The organism is Mycolicibacterium gadium (assembly GCF_010728925.1).
Taxonomy (GTDB): Bacteria; Actinomycetota; Actinomycetes; order Mycobacteriales; family Mycobacteriaceae; genus Mycobacterium; species Mycobacterium gadium.
Genome location: NZ_AP022608.1, coordinates 5,576,856 through 5,602,674, shown reverse-complemented (window position 1 = coordinate 5,602,674; position 25,819 = coordinate 5,576,856). Strand labels below are relative to the sequence as shown.

At 62.6% G+C, this 25,819-nt stretch carries 23 protein-coding genes and 3 rRNA genes; 6 read left to right on the top strand and 20 right to left on the bottom strand.

The window, feature by feature from the left end; translation table 11 throughout:
• Positions 1–79 precede the first annotated feature (79 nt).
• A complete protein-coding gene (mce, locus tag G6N36_RS27610; protein WP_163689946.1) occupies positions 80–550 on the top strand; it encodes a methylmalonyl-CoA epimerase in 471 nt (156 codons plus the stop codon).
• Positions 551–573: 23 nt separating this feature from the next.
• Here the strand turns inward: mce and G6N36_RS30030 are convergent, their stop codons facing one another.
• Both G6N36_RS30030 and nucS read right to left on the bottom strand, forming a co-directional pair.
• A complete protein-coding gene (locus tag G6N36_RS30030; protein WP_163689943.1) occupies positions 574–870 on the bottom strand; it encodes an Rv1322 family protein in 297 nt (98 codons plus the stop codon).
• Between the two features lie 3 nt (positions 871–873).
• Positions 874–1,545 carry an endonuclease NucS gene (nucS, locus tag G6N36_RS27600; protein WP_163689941.1) on the bottom strand — a complete coding sequence of 224 codons (672 nt, stop codon included), beginning with the start codon at positions 1,543–1,545 and terminating at the stop codon, positions 874–876.
• Between the two features lie 46 nt (positions 1,546–1,591).
• Here nucS and G6N36_RS27595 point away from each other — a divergent pair, with 46 nt between their 5' ends.
• Positions 1,592–3,196, top strand: a complete 1,605-nt coding sequence (locus G6N36_RS27595) for an adenylate/guanylate cyclase domain-containing protein (RefSeq protein ID WP_163689939.1) — start codon at positions 1,592–1,594, stop codon at positions 3,194–3,196.
• 76 nt (positions 3,197–3,272) lie between these two features.
• Positions 3,273–5,081, top strand: a complete 1,809-nt coding sequence (locus tag G6N36_RS27590; protein ID WP_163689937.1) for a fatty acyl-AMP ligase — start codon at positions 3,273–3,275, stop codon at positions 5,079–5,081.
• A gap of 8 nt (positions 5,082–5,089) precedes the next feature.
• Here the strand turns inward: G6N36_RS27590 and G6N36_RS27585 are convergent, their stop codons facing one another.
• Both G6N36_RS27585 and G6N36_RS30170 read right to left on the bottom strand, forming a co-directional pair.
• Positions 5,090–5,593 (bottom strand): hypothetical protein, encoded by a 504-nt coding sequence (locus G6N36_RS27585; RefSeq protein WP_163689936.1) that lies wholly within the window; start codon positions 5,591–5,593, stop codon positions 5,090–5,092.
• A complete protein-coding gene (locus tag G6N36_RS30170) occupies positions 5,593–5,724 on the bottom strand; it encodes a hypothetical protein (RefSeq protein ID WP_264001712.1) in 132 nt (43 codons plus the stop codon). Before G6N36_RS30170 ends, G6N36_RS27585 begins: the two co-directional genes overlap by 1 nt.
• Before the next feature lie 16 nt (positions 5,725–5,740).
• Here G6N36_RS30170 and G6N36_RS27580 point away from each other — a divergent pair, with 16 nt between their 5' ends.
• Both G6N36_RS27580 and G6N36_RS27575 read left to right on the top strand, forming a co-directional pair.
• A complete protein-coding gene (locus tag G6N36_RS27580; RefSeq protein ID WP_163689935.1) occupies positions 5,741–7,225 on the top strand; it encodes a DNA-3-methyladenine glycosylase 2 family protein in 1,485 nt (494 codons plus the stop codon).
• Positions 7,225–7,785: a methylated-DNA--[protein]-cysteine S-methyltransferase gene (locus tag G6N36_RS27575; protein WP_235690195.1), complete on the top strand. Its 561-nt coding sequence runs from the start codon at positions 7,225–7,227 to the stop codon at positions 7,783–7,785. Before G6N36_RS27580 ends, G6N36_RS27575 begins: the two co-directional genes overlap by 1 nt.
• Positions 7,786–7,790: 5 nt before the next feature.
• Here the strand turns inward: G6N36_RS27575 and rrf are convergent.
• The 4 genes from rrf to murA form a co-directional block, all read right to left on the bottom strand.
• Positions 7,791–7,905, bottom strand: a 5S ribosomal RNA gene (gene rrf, locus G6N36_RS27570).
• A gap of 107 nt (positions 7,906–8,012) precedes the next feature.
• Positions 8,013–11,148, bottom strand: a 23S ribosomal RNA gene (locus G6N36_RS27565).
• 365 nt (positions 11,149–11,513) lie between these two features.
• Positions 11,514–13,035, bottom strand: a 16S ribosomal RNA gene (locus G6N36_RS27560).
• Together the 16S, 23S and 5S rRNA genes form the textbook arrangement of a ribosomal RNA operon.
• 322 nt (positions 13,036–13,357) lie before the next feature.
• A complete protein-coding gene (gene murA / locus G6N36_RS27555; protein ID WP_163689934.1) occupies positions 13,358–14,611 on the bottom strand; it encodes a UDP-N-acetylglucosamine 1-carboxyvinyltransferase in 1,254 nt (417 codons plus the stop codon).
• An 80-nt stretch (positions 14,612–14,691) separates the two neighbouring features.
• Between murA and G6N36_RS27550 the strand changes: the two genes are divergently transcribed.
• Positions 14,692–15,270 carry a cob(I)yrinic acid a,c-diamide adenosyltransferase gene (locus tag G6N36_RS27550; protein ID WP_163689933.1) on the top strand — a complete coding sequence of 193 codons (579 nt, stop codon included), beginning with the start codon at positions 14,692–14,694 and terminating at the stop codon, positions 15,268–15,270.
• Here G6N36_RS27550 and G6N36_RS27545 read toward each other — a convergent pair.
• The 12 genes from G6N36_RS27545 to G6N36_RS27490 form a co-directional block, all read right to left on the bottom strand.
• Entirely contained in the window at positions 15,267–15,713 is a 447-nt protein-coding gene (locus tag G6N36_RS27545) for a DUF2550 domain-containing protein (RefSeq protein ID WP_083123770.1), read from the bottom strand. The genes G6N36_RS27550 and G6N36_RS27545 overlap by 4 nt on opposite strands.
• 7 nt (positions 15,714–15,720) lie before the next feature.
• Positions 15,721–16,092, bottom strand: a complete 372-nt coding sequence (locus tag G6N36_RS27540) for a F0F1 ATP synthase subunit epsilon (RefSeq protein WP_163689932.1) — start codon at positions 16,090–16,092, stop codon at positions 15,721–15,723.
• Between the two features lie 2 nt (positions 16,093–16,094).
• Positions 16,095–17,639, bottom strand: a complete 1,545-nt coding sequence (atpD, locus tag G6N36_RS27535; protein WP_163689931.1) for a F0F1 ATP synthase subunit beta — start codon at positions 17,637–17,639, stop codon at positions 16,095–16,097.
• A 23-nt stretch (positions 17,640–17,662) separates the two neighbouring features.
• Positions 17,663–18,586, bottom strand: coding sequence for a F0F1 ATP synthase subunit gamma (locus tag G6N36_RS27530; RefSeq protein WP_163689930.1), 924 nt, complete (start codon positions 18,584–18,586; stop codon positions 17,663–17,665).
• Between the two features lie 11 nt (positions 18,587–18,597).
• The gene (atpA, locus tag G6N36_RS27525; protein WP_163689929.1) at positions 18,598–20,244 is read right to left on the bottom strand and encodes a F0F1 ATP synthase subunit alpha; all 1,647 of its coding nucleotides are present in this window, start codon (positions 20,242–20,244) and stop codon (positions 18,598–18,600) included.
• A 47-nt stretch (positions 20,245–20,291) separates the two neighbouring features.
• Positions 20,292–21,623, bottom strand: a complete 1,332-nt coding sequence (locus G6N36_RS27520) for a F0F1 ATP synthase subunit B/delta (protein ID WP_163689928.1) — start codon at positions 21,621–21,623, stop codon at positions 20,292–20,294.
• A gap of 4 nt (positions 21,624–21,627) precedes the next feature.
• Complete coding sequence (locus G6N36_RS27515; RefSeq protein WP_163689927.1) at positions 21,628–22,167, bottom strand: F0F1 ATP synthase subunit B; 540 nt, start codon at positions 22,165–22,167, stop codon at positions 21,628–21,630.
• A gap of 20 nt (positions 22,168–22,187) precedes the next feature.
• On the bottom strand, positions 22,188–22,436 hold the full coding sequence (locus G6N36_RS27510) for a F0F1 ATP synthase subunit C (RefSeq protein WP_163689925.1): 249 nt from the start codon (positions 22,434–22,436) through the stop codon (positions 22,188–22,190).
• A gap of 66 nt (positions 22,437–22,502) precedes the next feature.
• Positions 22,503–23,258 carry a F0F1 ATP synthase subunit A gene (gene atpB / locus G6N36_RS27505; protein ID WP_163689923.1) on the bottom strand — a complete coding sequence of 252 codons (756 nt, stop codon included), beginning with the start codon at positions 23,256–23,258 and terminating at the stop codon, positions 22,503–22,505.
• Positions 23,251–23,694, bottom strand: coding sequence for an ATP synthase subunit I (locus tag G6N36_RS27500; protein ID WP_163689921.1), 444 nt, complete (start codon positions 23,692–23,694; stop codon positions 23,251–23,253). The genes atpB and G6N36_RS27500 overlap by 8 nt, the downstream gene beginning before the upstream one ends.
• 238 nt (positions 23,695–23,932) lie before the next feature.
• Positions 23,933–25,132: a glycosyltransferase family 4 protein gene (locus G6N36_RS27495; protein WP_163689919.1), complete on the bottom strand. Its 1,200-nt coding sequence runs from the start codon at positions 25,130–25,132 to the stop codon at positions 23,933–23,935.
• A 21-nt stretch (positions 25,133–25,153) separates the two neighbouring features.
• Positions 25,154–25,807 carry an L-threonylcarbamoyladenylate synthase gene (locus G6N36_RS27490; RefSeq protein ID WP_163689917.1) on the bottom strand — a complete coding sequence of 218 codons (654 nt, stop codon included), beginning with the start codon at positions 25,805–25,807 and terminating at the stop codon, positions 25,154–25,156.
• Positions 25,808–25,819 lie beyond the last annotated feature (12 nt).

Genomic DNA, 25,819 nt, shown 5'->3' with positions numbered 1-25,819 from the left:
TTCCTCCAGGAACTGGGTATTCGAAGATGTGGCACATGACACATTCCGCAAACATCTGTCTCAAGGTTACCGTTACGTGATGACCACTGAACACGTAGACGCACGTCCGGCGCTCGCGAGCGCCCTCGTGACGGCTATCGATCATGTCGGCATCGCGGTCCCCGATCTCGACGCCGCCATCAAGTGGTACCACGACCACCTCGGCATGATCGTCCTGCACGAAGAGATCAACGAGGACCAGGGTGTGCGCGAGGCCATGCTCTCGGTGCGCGGCGCGCCCGTCGGCAGCGCGCAGATTCAGCTCATGGCGCCACTCGACGAGACCTCGACGATCGCGAAGTTCCTCGACAAGCGCGGACCCGGCCTGCAGCAGCTGGCGTATCGCACCAGCGACATCGACGCGCTCAGCGAGCGGCTTCGCGCCGAGGGTATGCGCCTGCTCTACGACGAGCCTCGTCGCGGCACGGCCGATTCACGGATCAACTTCATCCATCCCAAGGATGCCGGCGGCGTCCTCATCGAGCTCGTCGAGCCTGCCGCCGATCACTGACGCCGGCTTCGGTACCGAGTTCGTCACGACCACTTGCGAGTAGGACCCCGGGTAGCCCGGTGAGTCCAGCACGGCGTATGCCAATGACGCCGGTCTTCTGACGCCTGTTCTCCGCGATCTGCCGGCCATACGAGTACATGCGCAGTGCCAGAGCGTATTTCGTGGTCGCACCCGGGGCAGCGGTAGGTCTTCGTCGCCCGCGCGGCCGAGACCGGACGGACTTCGTACTCATATCCGTCCGGCCCCGTCTCGATCCGCCTGCTCTGCGGTAGCGGCGGTACGGCGCGTTGCTTACGCGGCGAAGGACGGCGCCGGGGCATGGGTCAGAAAAGCCGGAACTCGTCGCTGTCCATGCCGCGCATCTGGTCGTAGTCCAAAGTCACGCAACGGATCCCACGGTCGGTCGCCAGCGTCCGAGCCTGGGGCTTGATCTGCTGGGCGGCGAACACTCCCGCGACGGGCGCCAGCACGGTGTCGCGGTTGAGGAGTTCGAGGTAACGGGTGAGCTGTTCGACGCCGTCGATCTCGCCCCGCCGTTTGATCTCGACGGCGACCGAGCCGCCCTTCTCGTCGCGACACAGCAAGTCCACCGGCCCGATAGCGGTCATGTATTCGCGGCGCACCAGTGAGTAGCCCGCGCCCAGCAGCTCGACGTGTTCGGCGAGCAGCTCCTGCAGATGCGCCTCGACACCGTCCTTCACCAATCCGGGATCGACACCGAGTTCGTGGCTGGAGTCATGTTCGACGGCCTCTACGGTGATCCGCAGCTGCTCTCCCGCCTTGTTCTCGACCACCCAGACCGGCGCGGGCCCGTCGGGTTCCTCGGTGAGCCAGCAGGGCGGGCTCATCCAGTTGAGCGGCTTGTAGGCGCGATCGTCGGCGTGGACACTCACCGAGCCGTCGGCTTTGATGAGGAGCAGCCGGCGGGCCGACGGCAGATGAGCTGTCAGGCGCCCGACGTAGTCGACGGTGCACTGGGCGATGACGAGACGCACCCGAACCACCTTAAGGGGCCGGACGGCAACCTAGGCTTTAGCCACGATGACGGCCAACAAGAGCGTGCCCCAGCGGGTGGGCCGAGTCCTGGAGAAGGTGACACGGCAGAGCGGCCGACTGCCCGATACACCGGAGTTCGGCTCCTGGCTGCTCGGCAAGCCGTCGGAAAGTCAGCGCCGCCGCCGCGTTCGCATCCAGCTGATCCTCACGTTCTTCATCTTGTTCACGAACATGCTCGGCATCGGCGTCGCGCTGCTGATGATCGTGGTCGCCATCCCCGTGCCCAGCATCTTCACCGATGCTCCGGCATGGCTGACGTGGGCCGTGGCGCCCGGGTACATGGCGTTGGCATTGCTGGTGGGCACCTTCTGGATCACGTCGCGAATCGTCAACTCGCTGCGATGGGCGATGGAGGAACGCCCTCCCACGCGGGCCGATCAGCGCAACGTGTTCTTCGCGCCGTGGCGGGTGGCGAAAATGATCTTGTTGCTGTGGGGTGGCGGCGCAGCATTGCTGACCACCTGGTACGGGATCTACGACACCGCGTTCATCCCGCGGTTCCTGTTCGCCGTGGGCTTCTCCGGCATCGTCGTCGCCACCGGGTGCTATCTGATCACGGAGTTCGCACTGCGCCCCGTCGCAGCCCAGGCGCTGGAGGCCGGTCGGCCACCCCGCCGGTTGGCACACGGTGTCATGGGGCGCACGATGACCGTCTGGTTGCTGAGCTCTGGCGTACCCGTGCTCGGCATCCTGCTGCTCGCGGTCTTCGCGCTGTCGCTGCAGAATCTCACCTCCACTCAGGTCGCAATCGCCGTCGGAATTCTGGCCGTGGTGGCGTTGACCTTCGGCTGGGTTCTCATGCTGCTGTTGTCGTGGCTGACGGCGACTCCGGTGCGGGTGGTGCGCGCCGCGCTGCAGCGGGTGGAGCAGGGCGATCTGGACACGAATCTGGTGGTGTTCGACGGCACCGAGCTCGGCGAGTTGCAACGCGGGTTCAACTCGATGGTCGAAGGCCTCAAGGAGCGGGAACGCGTGCGCGACCTTTTCGGTCGACACGTGGGCCGCGAGGTTGCCGCCGCGGCCGAGAAGGAACGGCCGAAATTGGGTGGCGAAGAACGGCACGTCGCGGTCATCTTTGTTGACATCATCGGCTCGACACAGCTGGTAACCGGCAGGCCCGCAACCGAAGTCGTCGATCTGCTCAATCGGTTCTTCGCGGTGATCGTGGAGGAAGTCGATCGCCACCACGGTTTCGTGAACAAATTCGAGGGCGACGCGGCCCTCGCCGTCTTCGGCGCGCCCGTACACCTCGACAGCCCGGAGGACGAAGCCCTCGCCGCCGCGCGGGCGATCGCGCGGCGCATCCGTGACGAGGTACCCGAATGTGAAGCCGGCATCGGCGTTGCGGCCGGTACGGCCGTCGCCGGAAATGTCGGTGCCAAGGAGCGCTTCGAGTACACCGTGATCGGTGAGCCGGTCAACGAGGCCGCACGGCTGTGCGAGCTGGCGAAGGACACACCCGGTCACCTGCTCGCGTCCTCTGATGCGGTGTCGAACTCCAACGAGGAAGAGCGTGCGCACTGGACGCTCGGCGATTCGGTGACGCTGCGCGGCCACGACGAACCCACCCGTCTCGCGCTTCCGGTCTGAACATCAGCTGCGCTCTTCGTCACATCGACGGCAAAGGTAAGTGATACCAAGCGTCACAGTAATTAGAATCGTGGGTGTGGACGGTTCGACTGCCCCCGAGGGTCTGTTGAGGATCGAGGACTGCCTCGATGCCGACGGCGGCATCGTGCTGCCACCCGGTACGACCCTGATATCGCTGATCGATCGCAACATCGCCAGCGTCGGCGACACCGTCGCCTACCGCTATCTGGATTTCGCCGGCTCATCCGACGGCCGCCCGATCGAATTGACCTGGAACCAGCTGGGCCGTCGAATGCAGGCGATCGGGGCGCACGTCCAGAGTGTCGCGGCGCGGGGTGACCGCGTGGCGATCCTGGCCCCGCAGGGCCTCGATTACGTCGCGGCATTCTTCGCCGCAGTGAAAGCGGGAACGGTCGCGGTGCCGCTTTTCGCCCCCGAACTCCAGGGTCACGCCGAACGTCTCGAAACGGCACTGACGGACGCCCGTCCGTCGGCGATCCTGACGACCGCCGCGGCGGCCGGCGCCGTGCGCGAGTTCCTCGCTGGCTTCGCTCTCGCGCCCGATGTGCCGGTCATCGCCGTCGATGACATCCCTAACTCGGCCGCCGAGACATTCGGTCCCGTCGATCTCGACGTCGATGACGTCTCACACCTGCAATACACCTCGGGCTCGACGAGGCCACCGGTCGGGGTGGAGATCACCCACCGCGCGGTCGGGACGAATCTGCTGCAGATGATCTTGTCCATCGATCTGCTCGACCGAAACACCCACGGCGTCAGCTGGTTACCGCTGTACCACGACATGGGGTTGTCGATGATCGGCTTCCCGGCGGTATACGGCGGCCACTCCACGCTGATGTCGCCGACCGCGTTCATCCGTCGCCCGCAGCGCTGGATCCGGGCCTTGTCGGACGGATCACGGGAGGGACGAGTGGTCACCGCCGCGCCGAACTTCGCCTACGAGTACACCGCGCAGCGGGGCGTGCCCGCGACGGGCGAGGACGTCGACCTCGCCAACGTGGTGATGATCATCGGCTCCGAGCCGGTCAGCATCGACGCGATCACGGCGTTCAACGACGCGTTCGCGCCGTTCGGGTTGCCGGCCGCGGCGATCAAGCCGTCGTACGGAATCGCCGAAGCGACGCTCTTCGTGTCGACCATCGCCCCTTCCGCCCGTGCCACGGTTACGTATTTCGACCGACGTCGACTCGCCGAAGGTGTGGCGGTGCGGGTCGCGGCAGATTCTGACAACGCGATCGCCCACGTGTCGTGTGGCCAGATCGCTCGCAGCCAGTGGGCAGTCATCGTCGAACCCGAAGCGCACACCGAACTGGCCGACGGCCAGGTAGGCGAGATCTGGTTGCACGGAGACAACACCGCTCGGCGGTACTGGGGGCAGCCCGAGGCGTCGCGGCTGACGTTCGACGCCTCGTTACGGTCACGCCGGCTGCCGCGGAGTCACGCCGACGGCGCGCCGGTCGACGGGACATGGTTACGCACCGGCGATCTCGGGGTCTACCTCGATGGCGAGCTGTATGTGACCGGCAGACGTGCGGACGCGATCCGCGTCGACGGGCTCCACCACTACCCGCAGGACGTCGAGGCAACCGCGCAGTCCGCTTCGCCGATCGTGCGCCGGGGGTACGTCGCGGCATTTGCCACCGACTCCGGCGTCGTCATCGTCGCCGAACGCGCGTCAGGCACCCGCGGCGCCGATCCTGACACCGCGGCCGAGGCGATCCGCGCAGCCGTCACGCACATCCACGGACTCTCGATTGCCGAGGTCCGCTTCGTACCGGCCGGCACGATTCCGCGCACGACGAGCGGCAAGGTGGCCCGCCGTGCATGCCGCGCCGAGTACCTCAGCGGCGCACTACGGGGGTAGTCGGCCGGTCAGCTCTCGCTGCCGCCTACTTCCGCGGGCAGCGGTGGCGGCAACGGCGTTGTGGGCGTTGATGTCTCAGCCGGTGCCGGCGATCCGCCCACGCCGGATTGCTGCGGAGAATTGAAGTCCACCATCGTCTCGTCGCGGATCACCTTGTTGCCCGCGCTGACGACCAACGAGTCTTCAGTCACCCAATCGGTGATGCCATAATTTTCAGCGGTGTACCCGTCGGTGGACTTGGCCGCGGGGACGATCAGTTTGGCGCCGTCGCTCAATCGCACTCCGCGATATTCGTACTCGCCGTCGGCCTCGCAGATGGCCACCCGAGACGTTGCGGTGCTGCCGAAGACGACGGCCTGACTCGACGAGGGGCACCGAGCGGTCGAGTCGATGTAGCCCTGATCATCTGCGGTGGGTGCCGCGGTAGCCGGACCCAATCCGATGATGGCCAGCGTTGAGCACGCCGCCGCAGCGGCGGCCACGCGAAGGGCGGTCAGCCCGGGAGTCGACATCACTCCATCCACCAGAGCACGATCTGGTCGGCAATGCGAGGACAGATGCCGACATTTGACGAGATCGTTAGCGCCTCGAAATCGGCGCCCCACGACGATGTCGGTTTTCCGCCAGTGATGTCGGTGGGCACGTGTAATCGTTGACCTGTGCACGAAGATTTCGACCGGTGTTACCGAGCCGTCCAGTCCAAGGACGCGCGGTTCGACGGCTGGTTCGTCACCGCCGTGCTGACCACGAAGATCTACTGCAGGCCCAGCTGTCCGGTGCGCCCGCCGTATGCCCGCAACATGCGGTTTTACCCCACTGCCGCCGCCGCTCAGAAAGCCGGCTTTCGCGCTTGCAAGCGATGCCGGCCAGACGCCTCACCGGGGTCGCCGGAGTGGAACGTGCGTGGCGACGTTGTAGCGCGGGCGATGCGACTCATCACGGATGGCACAGTCGACCGTGAGGGCGTCGCGGGCCTGGCTGCTCGCGTCGGATACACCACGCGTCAGCTCGAACGGCTGCTGCAGGCCGAGGTTGGGGCGAATCCTCTTGCGCTCGCTCGAGCGCAGCGCGCTCAGACCGCTCGTGTGCTGATCGAAACGACCGAATTGCCGTTCAGCGACGTCGCATTCGCGGCGGGCTTCTCCAGCATCCGCCAGTTCAACGACACGGTGCGTGCGGTATGCGACCTGACGCCGACCGCGCTACGACAGCGGGCATGTTCGAGGTTCGGGCGCGGGGAGAGCGCGACGGGCGCGTTGTCACTGCGCCTACCGGTGCGCATGCCGTTCGCATACGAGGGGCTGTTCGGCCACCTGGCGGCGAGCGCAGTGCCGGGCGTCGAGGAGGTGCGTGCGGGCAGCTACCGGCGGACGCTGCGATTGGCGAATGGCAACGGAATCGTCAGTCTCACACCACAACCCGATCATGTGAAGTGCGAGATCAGGTTGGACGACTTTCGGGATCTCGCCGCGGCGATAGCACGATGCCGGCGTCTGCTGGACTTGGACGCCGATCCGGAGGCGGTCGTCGACGCACTCGGCGCCGACGCGGACCTCAGTGCGTTGGTCGCCAAGGCGCCGGGGCAGCGAATCCCGCGGACAGTCGACGAGCAGGAGCTGGCACTACGGGTCGTGCTCGGCCAGCAGGTGTCCGTCAAGGCCGCACGCACCCACGCCGCCCGTCTCGTGACCGCCTACGGTCAGCCCGTCGCCGATGCGGATGGCGGCCTCACGCATGTGTTCCCCGCGGTCGAGGATCTCGCTGAGATCGACCCGGCGCACCTGGCCTTTCCGAAGTCCCGCAAGCGGACGCTGACCACGCTGATCAGGGCGTTGGCCACGCGGGATGTGGTGCTCGACGCCGGATGCGACTGGGATCGTGCGCGCGCGCAACTCCTGGAACTGCCCGGCATCGGCCCATGGACCGCCGAGGTCATCGCGATGCGCGGCCTCGGCGACCCAGACGCCTTTCCCTCCAGTGACCTCGGAGTGCGGATCGCGGCAGAGCAGTTGGGCATACCGACAGAGCCGCGTCCGCTCACTGAACACAGCATGCAATGGCGACCGTGGCGGTCCTATGCCACCCAGCATTTGTGGACAGCACTGGATCACGCGGTCAACGAATGGCCGCCGAAGGAGAAGTGATGGAAACCCTGCAATTCCGCGCCGTCGATAGTCCCGTCGGCCTGCTCACCCTGGCTGGCAGGGGCGGACGGTTGCGGCACTTGCGGATGGTCGATCAGACCTATGAGCCGAGCCGCGACGGATGGGAAAACGACGACACGGCGTTCTCCGATGCCGTGGAGCAGCTCGAGGCGTACTTCGCCCGGGAGAGAACCGATTTCGATCTGAGCCTCGATCTCATCGGCACCGCTTTCCAGCGCCGGGTGTGGGCTGCTCTGCTCACGATTCCCTATGGCGAGACTCGGACGTACGGCGAGATCGCAAGGCAGATCGGCACACCCGGTGCGTTTCGGGCGGTCGGCCTGGCCAATGGCCACAACCCGATCGGCATCATCGTGCCCTGCCATCGGGTAATCGGATCCAACGGCAGTCTCACCGGATACGGCGGCGGATTGGACCGCAAGCGCGCACTGCTCGACATGGAGAAGGCGCACAATGGCACGGCGCAGACGTTGTTCCAACTCACGCTACCCCCACAAATGCCTATGCCCCCCAACAGAATTGGGGGGCATAGGGCTTAATTTGTGTTCGGCGGTGTCCTACTTTTCCACCCGGGTTGGGTAGTATCATCGGCGCTGGCAGGCTTAGCTTCCGGGTTCGGGATGGGTCCGGGCGTTTCCCTGCCGCTATTGACCGCCGTAACTGTATTCACTTGTCAAAGTGACCCACTGGTGGTGGGAGTTCTTGTGTCCCCGTGGTTATTTGGTGGTGGGGTGGGTGTGGTTTGTGGTTGGGTGTGGTTGCGAGTGTGTGTAAGTTTTCGGCCGGTTAGTGCCAGTTCCCTGCATTCATTGCTGAACTTGTAGGTCTGGTCTATTGATCCCGTGGTCTGCGGGGGGCCTTATCCCACTTGATGGGTGAGAAGCCTGGTCTTGGAGGGGGTTTCCCGCTTAGATGCTTTCAGCGGTTATCCTGTCCGAACGTGGCTATCCAGCGGTGCCCCTGGTGGGACAACTGGTGGACCAGAGGTTCGTCCGTCCCGGTCCTCTCGTACTAGGGACAGGTTTCCTCAAGCTTCTGACGCGCGCGGCGGATAGAGACCGAACTGTCTCACGACGTTCTAAACCCAGCTCGCGTGCCGCTTTAATGGGCGAACAGCCCAACCCTTGGGACCTGCTCCAGCCCCAGGATGCGACGAGCCGACATCGAGGTGCCAAACCATCCCGTCGATATGGACTCTTGGGGAAGATCAGCCTGTTATCCCCGGGGTACCTTTTATCCGTTGAGCGACACCCCTTCCACTCGGGGGTGCCGGATCACTAGTCCCGACTTTCGTCCCTGCTTGACATGTACGTCTCGCAGTCAAGCTCCCTTGTGCACTTACACTCAACACCTGATTGCCGTCCAGGTTGAGGGAACCTTTGGGCGCCTCCGTTACATTTTAGGAGGCAACCGCCCCAGTTAAACTACCCACCAGGCACTGTCCCTGAACCGGATATACGGTTCGAGGTTAGAGGCCCAATACGATCAGAGTGGTATTTCAACAACGACTCCACACACACTGGCGTGCGTGTTTCACAGTCTCCCACCTATCCTACACAAACCGTATCGAGCACCAATACCAAGTTGTAGTGAAGGTCCCGGGGTCTTTTCGTCCTGCCGCGCGTAACGAGCATCTTTACTCGTAATGCAATTTCGCCGAGTCTATGGTTGAGACAGCTGAGAAGTCGTTACGCCATTCGTGCAGGTCGGAACTTACCCGACAAGGAATTTCGCTACCTTAGGATGGTTATAGTTACCACCGCCGTTTACTGGGGCTTAAATTCTCCGCTTCACCCCCGAGGGGGTTAACGGGTCCTCTTAACCTTCCAGCACCGGGCAGGCGTCAGTCCGTATACATCGTCTTGCGACTTCGCACGGACCTGTGTTTTTAGTAAACAGTCGCTTCTCACTGGTTTGTGCCACCCCCTCCCGCTGCCCCGGGCAAGCCGGTTGACGGTGTGGGGGTCCCCCTTCTCCCGAAGTTACGGGGGCATTTTGCCGAGTTCCTTAACCATAGTTCACTCGTACGCCTTGGTATTCTCTACCTGACCACCTGTGTTGGTTTGGGGTACGGGCCGTGTATACGCTCGCTAGAGGCTTTTCTCGACAGCATAGGATCACCGAATTCGCCTCACTCGGCTATGCATCACCTCTCAGGGAATACGACATCCGGATTTGCCTAGATGTCCCCCTACGGGTTTGCCCCAGTATTACCACTGACTGGTACGGCTGCCTTCCTGCGTCACCCCATCGCTTGACTACTACCACCGAAGGTTCCACGCAGCCGGCACACCCCATCACCCCGAAGGGATCTGGTGGTCTGCCATTTGGGTGGTTAGTACCGGTGATTCATCAGGGACGCTTATACACGGGTACGGGAATATCAACCCGTTGTCCATCGACTACGCCTGTCGGCCTCGCCTTAGGTCCCGACTCACCCTGGGCGGACTGGCCTGGCCCAGGAACCCTTGGTCTTTCGGCGGGCAAGGTTCTCACTTGCCTTATCGCTACTCATGCCTGCATTCTCACTCCCACACCCTCCACCACAAGATCACTCTGTGGCTTCACCGGATGCAGGACGCTCCCCTACCCAACGTCACCCCCAAAGGGGGTGGTCGTTGCCGCGGCTTCGGCGGTGTGCTTGAGCCCCGCTACATTATCGGCGCACAATCACTTGACCAGTGAGCTATTACGCACTCTTTCAAGGGTGGCTGCTTCTAAGCCAACCTCCTGGTTGTCTTCGCGACTGCACATCCTTTTCCACTTAGCACACGCTTAGGGGCCTTAGCCGGCGATCTGGGCTGTTTCCCTCTCGACGCACGGAGCTTATCCCCCGCCGTCTCACTGCCACACTCTTTGACTTGTCGGCATTCGGAGTTTGGCTGACGTCAGTAACCTAGTAGGGCCCATCGGCCATCCAGTAGCTCTACCTCCAACAAGAAACGTGTAACGCTGCACCTAAATGCATTTCGGGGAGAACCAGCTATCACGGAGTTTGATTGGCCTTTCACCCCTACCCACAACTCATCCCCTCAGTCTTCAACCTAAGTGGGTTCGGGCCTCCACAACATCTTACTGCTGCTTCACCCTGGCCATGGGTAGATCACTCCGCTTCGGGTCCAGAACACACCACTACACCAATTCCTATGAATTGGATACGCCCTATTCAGACTCGCTTTCGCTGCGGCTACCCCACCCGGGTTAACCTCGCGACATGTCCCTGACTCGCAGGCTCATTCTTCAAAAGGCACGCCATCACCCCACACATAAAGCGAGGGCTCTGACGGATTGTAGGCACACGGTTTCAGGTACTCTTTCACTCCTCCCGGGTACTTTTCACCATTCCCTCACGGTACTAATCCGCTATCGGTCACTGGGAAGTATTCAGGCTTACCGGGTGGTCCCGGCAGATTCACAGCAGATTCCACGGGCCCGCTGCTACTCGGGGACAGTTCCACGAAAGCCATCAAGTTTTCGGTTACGGGGCTCTCACCCTCTACGACAGGCCATCCCAGACCACTTCACCTAACCCAATGGTTTATCACTTTCGCCCTGGCCGGCGGACCAGAGAAGAAACGCCCCACAACACCGCACACACAACCCCCGCCGGGTATCACATGCACACGGTTTAGCCATCCTCCGCTTTCGCTCGCCACTACTCACGGAATCACACTTGTTTTCTCTTCCTACGGGTACTGAGATGTTTCACTTCCCCGCGTTCCCCCCCGTTACCTATGTATTCAGTAACGGGTGACACGACATCACTCGTGCCGGGTTTCCCCATTCGGACATCCTCGGATCAACGCTCGGTTGACAGCTCCCCGAGGCATAACGCAGCCTCCCACGTCCTTCATCGGCTCCCAGTGCCAAGGCATCCACCATGCGCCCTTAAACACTTACAACACAAAACAGTTAAAAATTCTCGGAAGAATCAAAAATTGCATTATCAAACCCAACAGCCCAAAAGACTGCCGGATCGATGCTCGCAACCACTATCCACAAATCAAACACCACACCCCACCACCAAAGCAGGGCGACAACCACGCCGCTACCCCCGGTTTCCCACACTCGGGACGAAGAGATAGACGGGCCTGTTGCCTCAAAGCCCAATAGTGTGTCTGATGATTTCGGCCATGACTCAATTCCCTTAAGCCACAACACTTTTGTCGTGCACCGACCGGAACCCCACTACAGGGCCCGGCACTGTCTCCCAACCGCACTGATCCCACAGACGTGAGGACGGGGGAATGAAAATGGTGCTCCTTAGAAAGGAGGTGATCCAGCCGCACCTTCCGGTACGGCTACCTTGTTACGACTTCGTCCCAATCGCCGATCCCACCTTCGACGGCTCCCTCCCACAAGGGGTTAGGCCACCGGCTTCGGGTGTTACCGACTTTCATGACGTGACGGGCGGTGTGTACAAGGCCCGGGAACGTATTCACCGCAGCGTTGCTGATCTGCGATTACTAGCGACTCCGACTTCACGGGGTCGAGTTGCAGACCCCGATCCGAACTGAGACCGGCTTTGAAAGGATTCGCTCCACCTCACGGCATCGCAGCCCTTTGTACCGGCCATTGTAGCATGTGTGAAGCCCTGGACATAAGGGGCATGATGACTTGACGTCATCCCCACCTTCCTCCGAGTTGACCCCGGCAGTCTCTCACGAGTCCCCGGCATTACCCGCTGGCAACATGAGACAAGGGTTGCGCTCGTTGCGGGACTTAACCCAACATCTCACGACACGAGCTGACGACAGCCATGCACCACCTGCACACAGGCCACAAGGGAACCGACATCTCTGCCGGCGTCCTGTGCATGTCAAACCCAGGTAAGGTTCTTCGCGTTGCATCGAATTAATCCACATGCTCCGCCGCTTGTGCGGGCCCCCGTCAATTTCTTTGAGTTTTAGCCTTGCGGCCGTACTCCCCAGGCGGGGTACTTAATGCGTTAGCTACGGCACGGATCCCAAGGAAGGAAACCCACACCTAGTACCCACCGTTTACGGCGTGGACTACCAGGGTATCTAATCCTGTTCGCTCCCCACGCTTTCGCTCCTCAGCGTCAGTTACTGCCCAGAGACCCGCCTTCGCCACCGGTGTTCCTCCTGATATCTGCGCATTCCACCGCTACACCAGGAATTCCAGTCTCCCCTGCAGTACTCAAGTCTGCCCGTATCGCCCGCACGCCCACAGTTGAGCTGTGAGTTTTCACGAACAACGCGACAAACCACCTACGAGCTCTTTACGCCCAGTAATTCCGGACAACGCTCGGACCCTACGTATTACCGCGGCTGCTGGCACGTAGTTGGCCGGTCCTTCTTCTATGCCTACCGTCACTTGCGCTTCGTCGGCACTGAAAGAGGTTTACAACCCGAAGGCCGTCATCCCTCACGCGGCGTCGCTGCATCAGGCTTGCGCCCATTGTGCAATATTCCCCACTGCTGCCTCCCGTAGGAGTCTGGGCCGTATCTCAGTCCCAGTGTGGCCGGTCACCCTCTCAGGCCGGCTACCCGTCGTCGCCTTGGTAGGCCATCACCCCACCAACAAGCTGATAGGCCGCGGGCCCATCCCACACCGCAAAAGCTTTCCACCACACGACATGCATCGCGTAGTCCTATCCGGTATTAGACCCAGTTTCCCAGGCTTATCCCAAAGTGCAGGGCAGATCACCCACGTGTTACTCACCCGTTCGCCACTCGAGTACCCCCGAAAGGGCCTTTCCGTTCGACTTGCATGTGTTAAGCACGCCGCCAGCGTTCGTCCTGAGCCAGAATCAAACTCTCCAAACAAAAACAACCCATCAACAGACAGGTGAATTCGAATCAGAACAAGCCTGACACTCAAACACGACACCAAAAACTGGCATCAAAAAAACAGCCCACCCCTAAACGGGAAAAAGAGGCAGACCAAAAACAACAACAAACAAAAACCACCAAACACACTATTGAGTTCTCAAACAACACACCCGGTTTTCAGGCAACCCTGCCACTGTACTCCATGTGGTCAGAGAGGTCAAACCCGGTCCGCCGATCCATTTGGACTGGGGCCCTTGGCTTCTGGACAAAATAGTACGCCTTCAACGACCCAGTCCCAAACCCGGGCCTCCGAGCCCTACGCGATGCGCTCGATCTCCGCCCCAAGGCTGGTCAAATTCTCCACGAACAGCGGGTAACCGCGGTCGATGTGGAACACGTCGTGGACTTCGGTGTCGCCGTCGGCGACCAGCCCGGCCAGGACCAACCCGGCGCCTGCGCGGATGTCCGACGACCACACCGGGGCACTGGACAACTGCGGAATCCCCCGTATCACCGCGTGGTGACCGTCTGTGCGGGCGTCGGCGCCCAGCCGGATCATTTCCTCGACAAAGCGGAACCGCGCCTCGAAGACGTTCTCGGTGATCATCGAGGTGCCGTCGGCGATGGCCGCCAAGCCGATTGCCATCGGCTGCAGGTCCGTCGGGAAGCCCGGGAACGGCAGCGTGGCGACGTTGACCGCCTTCGGCCGCTCGTACTGGACCACCCGGAACCCATTGTCGTCCTGGGTGACGGTCGCGCCGGCATCGTGAAGCTTGTGCAGCACCAACTGCAGATGCTGTGGGTCGACACCAGTGACGGAGATGTCCCCGCGGGTCATGGCGGCCGCGATACCCCACGTCGCCGCCACGATGCGGTCACCGATGACCCGGTGCTCGGTCGGATGCAGGCGGTCGACCCCCGTGATCGTCATGGTCGATGTGCCTGCACCCGAGATCTGTGCGCCCATCTGGCTGAGCATCGTGCACAGATCGACGACGTCGGGCTCACGCGCGGCGTTGTGAATGGTCGTGACACCCTCGGCGACGACCGCCGCCATCAAGATGTTCTCGGTGGCACCCACCGACGGAAACTCCAGCTGAATCTCTGCGCCTCGCAGGTGATCCGCCTCGGCGACAACGCAACCGTGTTCGATATTGCATCGCGCGCCCAGCTGACGAAGTCCGGCCTGATGCATATCCAGCGGCCGCGACCCGATCGCATCACCGCCGGGCAGGGCGACCTTCGCGCGTTTGCAGCGCCCAACCAGCGGGCCGAGCACACACACTGATGCACGGAACTGACGAACCGCGGCGAAATCCGCGTCGTACTTGGGTTCATCGGGCGAGGTGATCCGCACGACGTCGCCATCGAGCTCGACGGTCGCGCCGAGGCCGCGCAGTACCTCGGCCATTAGCGGCACATCAAGAATGTCGGGACAGTTCGTGATCGTGCTGGTGCCCTCTGCCAGCAGCGATGCCGCCATCAGCTTCAGAACACTATTCTTTGCCCCCCCGACGGCAACTTCGCCTGCTAACCGGTTTCCACCGGTCACCACGAATCGCTCGCTCACGCGGGCCAGTGTAAACAGCGGCGTGGGCCGTGTCAGTTTCCCGACAGCTTTCCAGCCACCTTCTCCGGTACGGTTTCCACATGGCAGTTCATCTGACCCGTATCTACACGCGGACGGGTGATGACGGGACCACTGGACTCAGCGATTTCAGTCGGGTGTCAAAGAATGACGCCCGGCTCGCGGCCTACGCCGACTGTGACGAAACCAATGCAGCCATCGGCGTGGCGGTCGCGATAGGGAACCCCAGCGACCAGGTTCTGAAGGTTCTCAGGCAGATTCAGAACGATCTCTTCGACGCAGGTGCAGACCTGTCCACGCCGGTGGTCGAGAACCCCGAACATCCACCGCTGCGGATCTCGCAGAGCTATATAGACCGGCTCGAGGCGTGGTGCGACGAGTTCAACGCGGATTTACCTGCGTTGAATTCCTTTGTACTGCCTGGCGGTTCACCGCTATCTGCGTTACTGCACGTCGCCCGAACCGTGACGCGGCGGGCCGAACGGTCGGCATGGGTTGCGGTCGAAACGCACGGTGAAGCCGTCAGCGTGCTACCGGCCAAGTACCTCAACCGGCTCTCGGACCTGCTGTTCATTCTGTCTAGGGTGGCCAACCCCGACGGCGACGTGTTGTGGCAACCAGGCGGCCCCGCAACAGGTTAAGACGTGCGACGTCGCGCGCGTGGCGACGGTCTCGACTCGACCCACGACAAGAAGGCCGTCAACGCGCCGCGATCCAATGCCACCTCATAGCCGCGTCGGCGCTCGGGGCTCGAGTCTCGCAGCTCGAGGACCACGATTTCGTCTGTCATGATGTCGAACTCGTCACCCCGGGGCGCACGCCGTGACACGATCTCCAACCCTCGCCGGCTCAGCGTGCGATCGGGCCACCACCGGATGCTGGACAGTCGATAGAAGCCGGCTTCCCCACCGCGATACCGCATTACGCCGTGCCGCCATCCGTGCCCACCGACGGCAGGAACATCTCGCAGGATCGCGGCTGTACCGCCGACCTGCCGAAGCTTCCACAGCCGGTAGCACATCATGGCAACGGCCGCCAGCAGGACGCCAATCAGCGCGACCATGACGAACATGGACACGCTCATCGGCTGGCTAGTCGATCTGGCCTAGAGCGCGCAGCCTGGCGCGCCCCCTGGCGGCGGTACCAGCGTCGTCGGATTCGGAGTCGCTCTTGGCCGCATCGGCATCGATCTCCGACTCGAGCTCTGCGGACTCGGCCAGAATGATCACGCCTTCGTCGGTCACCGACATGAAGCCGCCGTCAACCGCGATTCTCAGATCGTCTTCGCCTTCGCGTTCAACGCGCACCATGGCGTCATCGACCAACTGCGCCACCAAAGGAATGTGATGGGGCAGAATGCCGATCTCGCCTGCGGTCGTGCGGGTGAACAGGAACGTCGCCTTGCCCGACCAGATCTCACGCTCGACGGCGACGATGTCGACCTCCAGTTCGGCTTCGGCCATCGCTATTCGTCCTTATCGGCGTCGTCGTCCTTGTCGCCCTGGTCGTCACTATTGGCCTGGTCAGTCGGTGCCGGAGCGCCATCGCCCCCACCGTCTTCCATCTTGGCGCCGAGACTCTCCGCCTTCTTCTGCAGATCCTCGAGGCCGCCGATGAGGAAGAACGCCTGCTCGGGCAAGTGGTCGAAGTCGCCCTTGCTGAGCTTGTCGAACGCCTCGATTGTTTCCTTCAGCGGAACCGTCGAACCCGGCTGCCCGGTGAATTGCTCTGCCGCCATCATGTTCTGCGAGAGGAAGCGCTCAATACGACGCGCCCGCTGCACGAGCTGCTTGTCCTCTTCGGCCAGCTCATCGATGCCAAGAATGGCAATGATGTCCTGAAGATCCTTGTAGCGCTGCAGGATTCGGATGACTTCCTGGGCAACGCGATAGTGCTCGTCACCCACGACGCTGGGATCCAGGATCGTCGAGCTGGATGCCAGCGGGTCCACCGCCGGGAAAATACCCTTGGAGAACACCGCTCGGCTCAACTCAGTAGTGGCATCCAGGTGCGCGAAGGTCGTCGCAGGCGCCGGGTCGGTGTAGTCGTCGGCCGGCACGTACACCGCCTGCATCGAGGTGATGGAGTGACCGCGGGTGGACGTGATGCGCTCCTGCAGTTCACCCATCTCGTCGGCCAGGGTGGGCTGGTAACCCACCGCAGAAGGCATGCGGCCAAGCAGAGTGGACACCTCGGAACCTGCCTGCGTGAACCGGAAGATGTTGTCGATGAACAGCAGCACGTCCTGCTCCTGCTCGTCGCGGAAGTACTCGGCCATGGTGAGCGCCGACAGCGCAACCCGCATACGGGTGCCGGGCGGCTCGTCCATCTGACCGAACACCAGCGCGGTGTCCTTGAGAACGTCCGCGTCGGCCAGCTCAACCCAGAGGTCGTTGCCCTCGCGGGTGCGCTCGCCCACGCCGGCGAACACCGAAGTGCCACCGAAGTTTCGAGCGATACGGTTGATCATCTCCTGGATCAAGACCGTCTTACCAACACCGGCGCCGCCGAAGAGTGCGATCTTGCCACCGCGGACGTAAGGCGTGAGGAGGTCGACGACCTTCAGGCCGGTCTCCAGCATTTCGGTACGGGGTTCCAGTTCGTCGAACGCCGGTGGCTTGCGGTGGATCGACCACTTTTCGAAGTCCTTGCCGTAGCCCGGATCGTCGAGGCAGTCGCCAAGCGCGTTGAACACGTGCCCCTTGACGCCGTCACCCACGGGCACCGAGATCGAAGCGCCGGTATCGATCACCTCGACTCCACGGACGAGGCCGTCGGTGGGCTGCAGCGAGATGCAGCGGACCAGGTTGTCACCGAGGTGTTGGGCGACTTCGAGTGTCAACGTCTTCGCGAGGTCTTTGTAGTCGATCTCTGCATGCAAGGCGTTGAACAACTCCGGCACAGCGCCGCGCGGGAACTCGACGTCCACGACTGGGCCCGTCACGCGGACCACGCGCCCCTTGGTGTCGGTGCTCGTCTCTCGGTCTGTCTTCTCGATAGCAGCAGTCATTCGTCTCTTCGCTTTCCTACGGGCTACTTGGCGGCGTCCGCGAGCGCGTTCGCGCCACCGACGATTTCGCTGATTTCCTGGGTGATTTGAGATTGCCGTTCGCGGTTGGCCATCAGGGTCAGGTCCTTGATGAGGTCGTCGGCGTTGTCGGTTGCCGACTTCATCGCGCGCCGTCGCGACGCCGACTCCGACGCGGCCGCCTCGAGAAGCGCGGCGAATATCCGGGTGGAGATGTAACGCGGCAACAGCGCACCAAAGAGGGCCTCGGCATCCGGCTCAAAGGAGAACAGGGTGTGCAGTCCGGTGTCCTCCTCCTCGTACTCGACCACCATCGGCGCGATCCGTCGGGCGATCGCCGACTGCGACAGCATCGACTTGAATTCCGTGAACACGATGTGCAATTCGTCGACGCCGAGGATGTCATCCGCCCCGGGGTCGTCCCCCTCGTCGTCCATACCGGCGGTGAAGGCATCGACCAACGTTGACGCGATCTCCTGGGCGTTCTCGTAATCTGGGCGTTCAGAGAAGCCCGTCCACGACTCGGTCACATCCCAGTTACGGAAGCTGTAATAGCCCAGGGCCTTTCGGCCGACCACGTACAGCACTGGGTCCTTGCCCTCGGAGCGCAAGAGCGAGAACAGCTCTTCGGACCGCCGGAAGATGTTGGCGTTGTAGGCACCGCATAGCCCACGATCCGATGTGACTACCAGCACCGCTGCCCGGCGCGGGTTCTCACGTGCGACCAGCAGCGGGTGGTCCAGCGCACTGGCACTCGCAAGCTCGGTGAGCATGTTGGTGATCTCGCGGTCATAAGGCCGAGCCGCCTCGACTCGGGCCTGCGCCTTGGCGATACGCGAGGTCGCGATCAGCTCCTGGGCCTTGGTGATCTTCTTGATCGACCCCGCGGAACGAATGCGGCCGCGCAGTTCGCGCAGTGTGGCAGCCATCTCTTGTTGCCTTACTTCTTCTTCGGCTTGGGCTTGCGCACCTTCACCGATTCCTTTTCGACGTCGCCCTCATCCATCGCGTCGACATGCTCATCGGGAACGACCGAACTGCCATCGGTGGTGTCGAAGCCCTTCTTGAACTCGTTCACCACATTCTCGAGATTGCTTTCCAGCTCCTCCGAGAGCTTCTTACTTTCTCGGATCTCCTTGAGAATCTCTTCGTGTGAACCCTTGACGTGCTCGAGGAACTCCCGCTCGAACTTCTGGACATCCTGAATGGGCACTGAATCGAGGTGACCCCGTGTGCCCAGGAAGATGGCCACAACCTGCTCTTCGACCGGCATGGGACTGTTCTGCGGTTGCTTGAGCAACTCGACCAGCCGGGCGCCGCGATCCAACTGATTCTTGGACGTCTCGTCTAGGTCGGAGGCGAACGCCGCAAACGACTCCAGCTCGCGGTACTGCGACAGGTCTAGGCGGAGACTTCCTGCTACCTCTTTCATTGCCTTGATCTGTGCGGCGCCACCCACACGCGACACCGATACGCCGACGTTGATGGCCGGACGCACGCCCTGGTTGAACAGGTCCGTCTCGAGGAAGCACTGACCATCGGTGATCGAGATGACGTTGGTCGGGATGTAGGCAGAGATGTCGTTGGCTTTGGTCTCGATGATCGGCAGACCGGTCAGCGAACCACCGCCGAGTTCATCAGACAGCTTGGCGCAGCGTTCCAGCAGCCGCGAGTGCAGATAGAACACGTCGCCCGGATACGCCTCACGACCGGGTGGCCGGCGCAGCAGCAGCGAGATGGCGCGGTAGGCCTCGGCTTGCTTGGTCAGATCGTCGAACACAATCAGCACATGCTTGCCCTGATACATCCAGTGTTGGGCAATGGACGAACCGGTATAGGGCGCCAGCCATTTGAAGCCTGCGGAATCGGACGCCGGTGAGGCGACGATCGTCGTGTAGTCCATCGCGCCGCCCTCTTCGAGCGTTTGACGCACGCTGGCGATCGTGGTGCCCTTCTGGCCGATCGCCACGTAGACGCACCGGACCTGCAGGTCGGGGTCACCGGACTCCCAGTTCTGCCGCTGGTTCAGGATCGTGTCCACACACACTGCGGTCTTACCGGTCTTGCGGTCACCGATGATCAGCTGTCGCTGACCGCGGCCGATCGGCGTCTGCGAATCGATGGCCTTGATGCCGGTCTGCAGTGGCTCACTCACGCCTTGGCGTTGCACCACCGACGGCGCCTGCAGCTCGAGGGCGCGGCGCTCGTCTGTGTCGATCTCGCCGCGACCATCGATCGGCTGGCCCAACGGGTTGACTACACGTCCCAAGAAGGCGTCACCGACCGGCACCGAGAGGACCTCACCGGTGCGCTTGACCGGTTGGCCCTGCTCAATCTTCTCGAACTCACCGAGGATCACCGCACCGATGCTGTGCTCGTCGAGGTTGAGCGCAACACCAAGGACGCCGCCGGGGAACTCCAAAAGCTCCTGCGTCATCACCGATGGGAGGCCCTCAACGTGCGCGATACCGTCGCCCGCGTCGATGACTGTGCCGACCTCTTCACGCTCGGTCTCGGCCTCGAAGCTGGCTACGTACTCCTCGATAGCGCCCTGGATCTCCTCCGCGGAGATCGTCAACTCTGCCATGGCTCTTGTCTTCCTGATTCGTGTGTCGGTCTTTGGAGTTATCGTGGTCAGTCGGGCAAATGGGTCTCGGCCGCGGCCAGCTTGGACGACAGCGCCCCGTCGATCACTTCGTCGCCGACGGCGATCGTCAAGCCGCCCAGCAGCCCGGGATCCACATTCAGCTGAAGTGAGACTGGGTGACCGTAGATGCGGCTGAGCAGTTCGGTGAGCCGGTTCTCTTGCGCCTCGCTGAGCGGGGCGGCGGCACGGACGTGCGCGACGATCTCTCCGCGTAGCGACACCGCCAAGTTCGCCAGCCCGCGAACGGTGTCGTCAGCACGCTCACCGTGCAACAGCTCGATCGACTGGCGAAGCAGATCTGCGGCGTTCTTGCTTGCGCGGCGCCCAAGCACATTGTTGAGCAGCCTGATTCGACCGTCCAGCGGGGAACTGAAATCACTCAGCAGCGTGATCAATTGGGGCTCAGAGTCGAGGATGCGACTGAACCTGAACAGCTGGTCCTCCACGTCCTCGATCTGACCTTCGCGTTCCGCGCGCATCAACAGCGCCAGCCTGGCGATGTGCTGCACTCCGTAAAGCAAGTCGCCTGTGGAGGACCAACGCTGCGACACAGCGGTTTTGACAATGTCGAGCGCGGTATCAGAGACCTTGCCGGATAGCAGTCGCTCGGTCAGCTGGACCTTGGCGTCGGAGTCGCTGGAAGGATCTGCCACATGCCTGGCTAACACAGGCTCGGTACGTAAGAGCTTGGTCACCGACGCCAGATCCTTTGCTAGGCCGGTTAACGCGTCGGGCTCGAGATCAGACGCTATCCCGTTGAACCGCTCGACGACGTTGCGCACCGCATCGCGACTGGCGGGGCGGAGCTTGGCCGTCGTGACATTACCGAATCCGGCACTCGAGGAGGCCATCTCGTCGAGCTCGGTCAGGAAACGGTCCACTGTCGCCGCCTGCTCCGATGGATCGGAGACGAAGTCGGCGACTAGATCGCTTGCTCGACGAACGGACTCGGCGCCGAGGGTTTGCCGCAGCTCACGGATGAGCTGCTGGCGCAGCAGTTGAACCTGTTGGCCACCTTGCACCTTGATGCGCTCAAGCTCGACGTCTGCCTGTGCGCGAAGCTGTTCGGCGATCTTCTCAGCATCGTGGCGCGCCTCATCGATCACCTTCGCCGCCTCGGCCTTGGCCTCCTCCAGCGCCCTGGCGTGTTCGGTGTCGGCGTCCGCGACCTTCTTCTCCGCCTCGGAGTGCTCCTCGAGCTGGGTGCGGACGGTCTCCTGCTGGTTCTTCATCATGGAGCGGACTGGCGGCACAACATACTTCACGAGCAGGAAGACTATGACCGCGAAGCCGATGAGCTGTCCGACGAAGGTCGACATTTCGCTACCGTCCCTGTCCCGTTGAGACCGGAACCGTACGAGTCGTCACGTCGACCCCGAGTACCCGGCTAGCCAGATTCGCCGCCAACGAATCCACCGACGACTGGAGCTCACCCGACACCGCCAGGGACTGCTGGGTCAATTCCTCGTTGGCCTGCTGCAGCACCTTTGACACTTCTGCATTGGCCTTCGCCCGCGCATCCTCGACGATCTTGCGCCCCTCGGCACGGGCCTCGTCCCGGACGCTGGTCGCCCCGCGCCGGGCCTCGCCCATAACGTTCCGGTAATCCGCGTCCGCGGCGGCGCGAAGCTGGGCTGCGCGCTTGTTGTCCTCGGCCGTCTTCTCGATCATGACTTCGCGCTCGCGAAGCACTTTGCTGATCGGTGGCACAACCCATTTGGCGATGACACCGAGAACTATCAGGAAGATGAGCAGCGTGAAGAAGAAGGTGCCGTTGGGCAGCAGGAAGTTCTGCTGCCCACCGCCTTCCTCCGCCGCAAGGATTTCTCGGGAAAGCGCCGCAGTGGTGCTCAGGTCAACCATGAACTCTGCTTTCCGGCTGGTTAGGAGGCACCCGGGGTGGCGAACACGAACAGCGCCATGAACGCCAGGTTGATGAAGTACATGGCCTCAACCAGGCCGACGGTGATGAAGAACGGGACAAACAGCCTGCCCTGGGCCTCGGGCTGCCGGGCAACTCCGTTCACCAGCGCGCTACCTACGACGCCGTCACCGATGGCGGCCCCGATGGCGCCGCCTCCCAACAGAAGTCCACCGCCGATGAGTGCTCCGGCGACGATAGTGGGATCCATTCCTTATCCTCCTTGATAACTGGCAGTTCGAACTACCAGGTGATTGGTTCGAGCATTGCGGGTCGGTTAGTGGTGTTCGTCTTCGAGCTCCATCGACTGGCCGAAGTACAGGATGGTCAGCAGCGCGAAAATAAAGGCCTGAATCGCGCCGATGAACAGTTCGAAGGACTTCCAGAGTGCGTTCGGGGCCCACAGGATGTAGGCAGGGAACAGCGCGATGATCGTGACCATGATGCCGCCGGCGAAGACGTTGCCAAAAAGTCGGAGCGACAACGAGATCGGCTTGGCGATCTCTTCGACTAGGTTGATGGGCGCGAGAAACGCAACGTGTCCCTTCAGCAATCTGAGTGGATGGCCGAAAATGCCTCGCCGCCAAAATCCCGCGGCGTGATAGCAGATGAAGACGAACAGGCCCATGGCCAGTACGAAGTTTATGTCCGACGCCGCCGGCTTGAGTACCTCATGAATGCCGGTCTCGTTGGAGTACTGCCACGGGAATACCGACAGCCAGTTCGCGATCAGGATGTACACGAACAGCGTCACCGCCAGCGGTAGCACGAATGGCGCGATCTTCATCCCGATCGCGGACTCGATCTGATTGCGCGACTGGACCGTGATCGCTTCGAAGAACAGCTGGACCCCGGAGGGAACACCGCTGGAGGTCACCTTGGCGCGCAAGTAGAACGCCAACGCGAGCACGATTGTCGCGGCGATCGACGCCGACAGCAGCGTATCGGTGTTGACGGTCAACCCAAACCAGTTCGCAGTGGTGTGGGTGCCGACGTGGATCCCTGACTCCGCGGCCAGGATCGTTTCAGTCATCGTTGGCTCCTTCAGGTCCGGCTGCGGCGCCGACACGCAGTTTCTTCGCCACGGGCAGCGCCGTCGAGAACACCAGCAGCATCTGGAACACGGCCATGCCGAAAACTACGCCAAGACCGTCCGGCCGGAAGACGAACGCTATCGTCAGGCCGACGGCGGTCAGCATCGCGAGTCGTGTCGCCGAGTTCAACGCCATCTTGGACTTGAGCGGGTGCGCCTGGGCGGTGATCATGTGCACGGAGCGTCGCACGAGGACCGCGTTGATCAAACCGAGTCCGAGGCCGACCCCGAAGAAGACGCCGATCATCGCGCGATCAATCTGAGCGGTACCCAGTATCGCCAGTCCGGTCAGCACCAAACAGATCACGAGCAGGCGCACAGGCCTGAAAGCTACGGACGGTAACACCAACGGCGCGTCGTGCGCTGGCGTCGTCACTGCTTCACCTCAATCCCGCGGTCAGAGGAAGTTGCCAAATGATTTCTGTGAGTGGCGCCCCGAGCGTATCGGAGTGCATCGGGCTCACTGGAATCACCCTGGGGTCGCTCCCTTTGTCGGTCGTTGTTCCGCGTCGATCGGTGGTTCACCGATGGCCCGGAGGCCGGCAACCCGCGAGGTTTTTTCGGGTTCTGACTGCACCCTAACACATGGTGAGAGGCATAAAAGACGTCTACTACTATTTGTCGTACAGTTCATCTAGCTGACCATCTCGGCGGCGCAACAGCGGGATGAGAGTAACCACGACCGCGACCAGAATCGCCGCCAGCATGACGGCACCGGTGTAGCGCGGATCGAAGAAAATCGTGCTGGCGGCGCCGACTGCGATGATGCCCACCCACAGATAGATCAGCAGCACCACCCGCCGGTGCGAATGACCGATGTGAAGCAGCCTGTGATGCAGGTGCATCTTGTCAGGGCTGAACGGGCTGCGACCCGCGCGGGTGCGCCGCACGATCGCCAACAGCATGTCCAGCGCTGGCACGAACAGCACCGCAACCACCAACAGGAACGGCGACAGCAAGGCGAACACATCGCGGGCGCCGTATGCGGTCTGCGATATTGGGCCCGCGGCCGTCGTCGAGGCCGCGGCGAGCATCAGGCCGATCAGCATCGAACCCGAGTCACCCATGAAGATCTTGGCGGGGTGGAAGTTGTGCGGCAGGAATCCCAGGCATGCTCCGGCGAGCACCACCGAGATCACGGCAGGCGGATAGAACAGGACATCGCCGCCGTGATCGCGCAGCAGCCCGATCGAGAAGATGCAGATGGCCGATGCGGTGATCAGGCCAAGGCCGGCGGCGAGGCCGTCCAGCCCGTCGACGAAGTTCATGGCGTTGACGATCGCGACGGTCAGCGCCAGCGTCAGCAGGATCGACGACACCTGGTCGAGCACGATGGTGCCGACACCGGGGATGTAGAGCACGCTCCACGCGACACCCATCGTGACAAGCACACTGGCCGCGGTGATCTGGCCGGCGAACTTCGTCAGTGCATCCAGTCCCCATCTGTCGTCGATCAGACCGATCGCCATGATGAGCCCGCCCGCGACCACGACCGCGGGCATTCCCGACGAGTACACGAACCCGCGGGTGAGCGCTGGAAGCTGCGACGCCAGCAGCACGGCACAGACCACGCCGACGAACATCGCCAGCCCGCCCATTCGCGGCGTCGGCTGCAGATGAACGTCGCGTTCGCGCGGATAGGCCACCGCGCCGAGGCGCCGGGCGATGATGCGCACCCATCCCGTAGCGAAGTAGGTGATGATCGCTGCGGTGAGTCCGACCAGCGCGAGCTCGCGAAGCGGGACGCCTGCACCGCGATCGTTGAGCGCCAGCAGACTGTCTGCCGCGTAGACCACCGATGAACCGTATGCCATGTTTCTTCAGGTCGCCCCGGATCAGTCCGTCAACGTCGCCGCGTCAACGCCAAGCACTTTCGCCACCGCATCGACGGTGACCGGCCCCTGCCGCAGCACCCGCGGATGTGCACCGGTCAGGTCCACGATCGTGGACGCCGCCTGCTGCTGCGACGGTCCGGCGTCGAGGTAGACCTCGACGAGGTCGCCGAGTTGGTCTCGCGCGTCTTTCGCGGTGACGGCGGGGGGCTGACCCGAGATGTTCGCGCTCGACACCGCCATCGGCCCGACCGCGCGCAGCAGCTCGATGGCCACGGGGTGCAGCGGCATGCGCACCATGACGGTGCCGTGTGCGTCGCCCAGGTCCCATTGCAGCGACGGCGCCTGCCGCACCACGAGGCTGAGGGCACCCGGCCAGAAGGCGCGGATGAGTTCGCGGGCGGTGTTCGGGACGGAGTACACCAGCCCCTCGATCGTGTGCCAGGACCCGACGAGCACCGGAACGGGCATGTCACGACCGCGACCCTTGGCCGCCAGCAGAGCCGAAACGGCCTCGCTGTCGAAGGCGTCGGCGCCAATGCCGTAGACGGTGTCGGTCGGCATCACCACCAGACTGCCGCCCTTGACCGCGCTGACGGCCGAGGCGATACCGATCGCCCGCGTCTGCTCATCGAGGCAGTCGAACATCTCCGTCATGAAGTCCAGTTT

Coding starts and splice junctions, on each gene's coding strand:
- mce (WP_163689946.1), top strand. CDS start 80: ATGACCACTGAACACGTAGACGCACGTCCGGCGCTCGCGAGCGCCCTC.
- G6N36_RS30030 (WP_163689943.1), bottom strand. CDS start 870: ATGCCCCGGCGCCGTCCTTCGCCGCGTAAGCAACGCGCCGTACCGCCG.
- G6N36_RS27595 (WP_163689939.1), top strand. CDS start 1,592: ATGACGGCCAACAAGAGCGTGCCCCAGCGGGTGGGCCGAGTCCTGGAG.
- G6N36_RS27585 (WP_163689936.1), bottom strand. CDS start 5,593: ATGTCGACTCCCGGGCTGACCGCCCTTCGCGTGGCCGCCGCTGCGGCG.
- G6N36_RS27575 (WP_235690195.1), top strand. CDS start 7,225: ATGGAAACCCTGCAATTCCGCGCCGTCGATAGTCCCGTCGGCCTGCTC.
- G6N36_RS27550 (WP_163689933.1), top strand. CDS start 14,692: ATGGCAGTTCATCTGACCCGTATCTACACGCGGACGGGTGATGACGGG.
- G6N36_RS27545 (WP_083123770.1), bottom strand. CDS start 15,713: ATGAGCGTGTCCATGTTCGTCATGGTCGCGCTGATTGGCGTCCTGCTG.
- G6N36_RS27540 (WP_163689932.1), bottom strand. CDS start 16,092: ATGGCCGAAGCCGAACTGGAGGTCGACATCGTCGCCGTCGAGCGTGAG.
- atpD (WP_163689931.1), bottom strand. CDS start 17,639: ATGACTGCTGCTATCGAGAAGACAGACCGAGAGACGAGCACCGACACC.
- G6N36_RS27530 (WP_163689930.1), bottom strand. CDS start 18,586: ATGGCTGCCACACTGCGCGAACTGCGCGGCCGCATTCGTTCCGCGGGG.
- atpA (WP_163689929.1), bottom strand. CDS start 20,244: ATGGCAGAGTTGACGATCTCCGCGGAGGAGATCCAGGGCGCTATCGAG.
- G6N36_RS27520 (WP_163689928.1), bottom strand. CDS start 21,623: ATGTCGACCTTCGTCGGACAGCTCATCGGCTTCGCGGTCATAGTCTTC.
- G6N36_RS27515 (WP_163689927.1), bottom strand. CDS start 22,167: ATGGTTGACCTGAGCACCACTGCGGCGCTTTCCCGAGAAATCCTTGCG.
- G6N36_RS27510 (WP_163689925.1), bottom strand. CDS start 22,436: ATGGATCCCACTATCGTCGCCGGAGCACTCATCGGCGGTGGACTTCTG.
- atpB (WP_163689923.1), bottom strand. CDS start 23,258: ATGACTGAAACGATCCTGGCCGCGGAGTCAGGGATCCACGTCGGCACC.
- G6N36_RS27495 (WP_163689919.1), bottom strand. CDS start 25,132: ATGGCATACGGTTCATCGGTGGTCTACGCGGCAGACAGTCTGCTGGCG.
- G6N36_RS27490 (WP_163689917.1), bottom strand. CDS start 25,807: ATGACGGAGATGTTCGACTGCCTCGATGAGCAGACGCGGGCGATCGGT.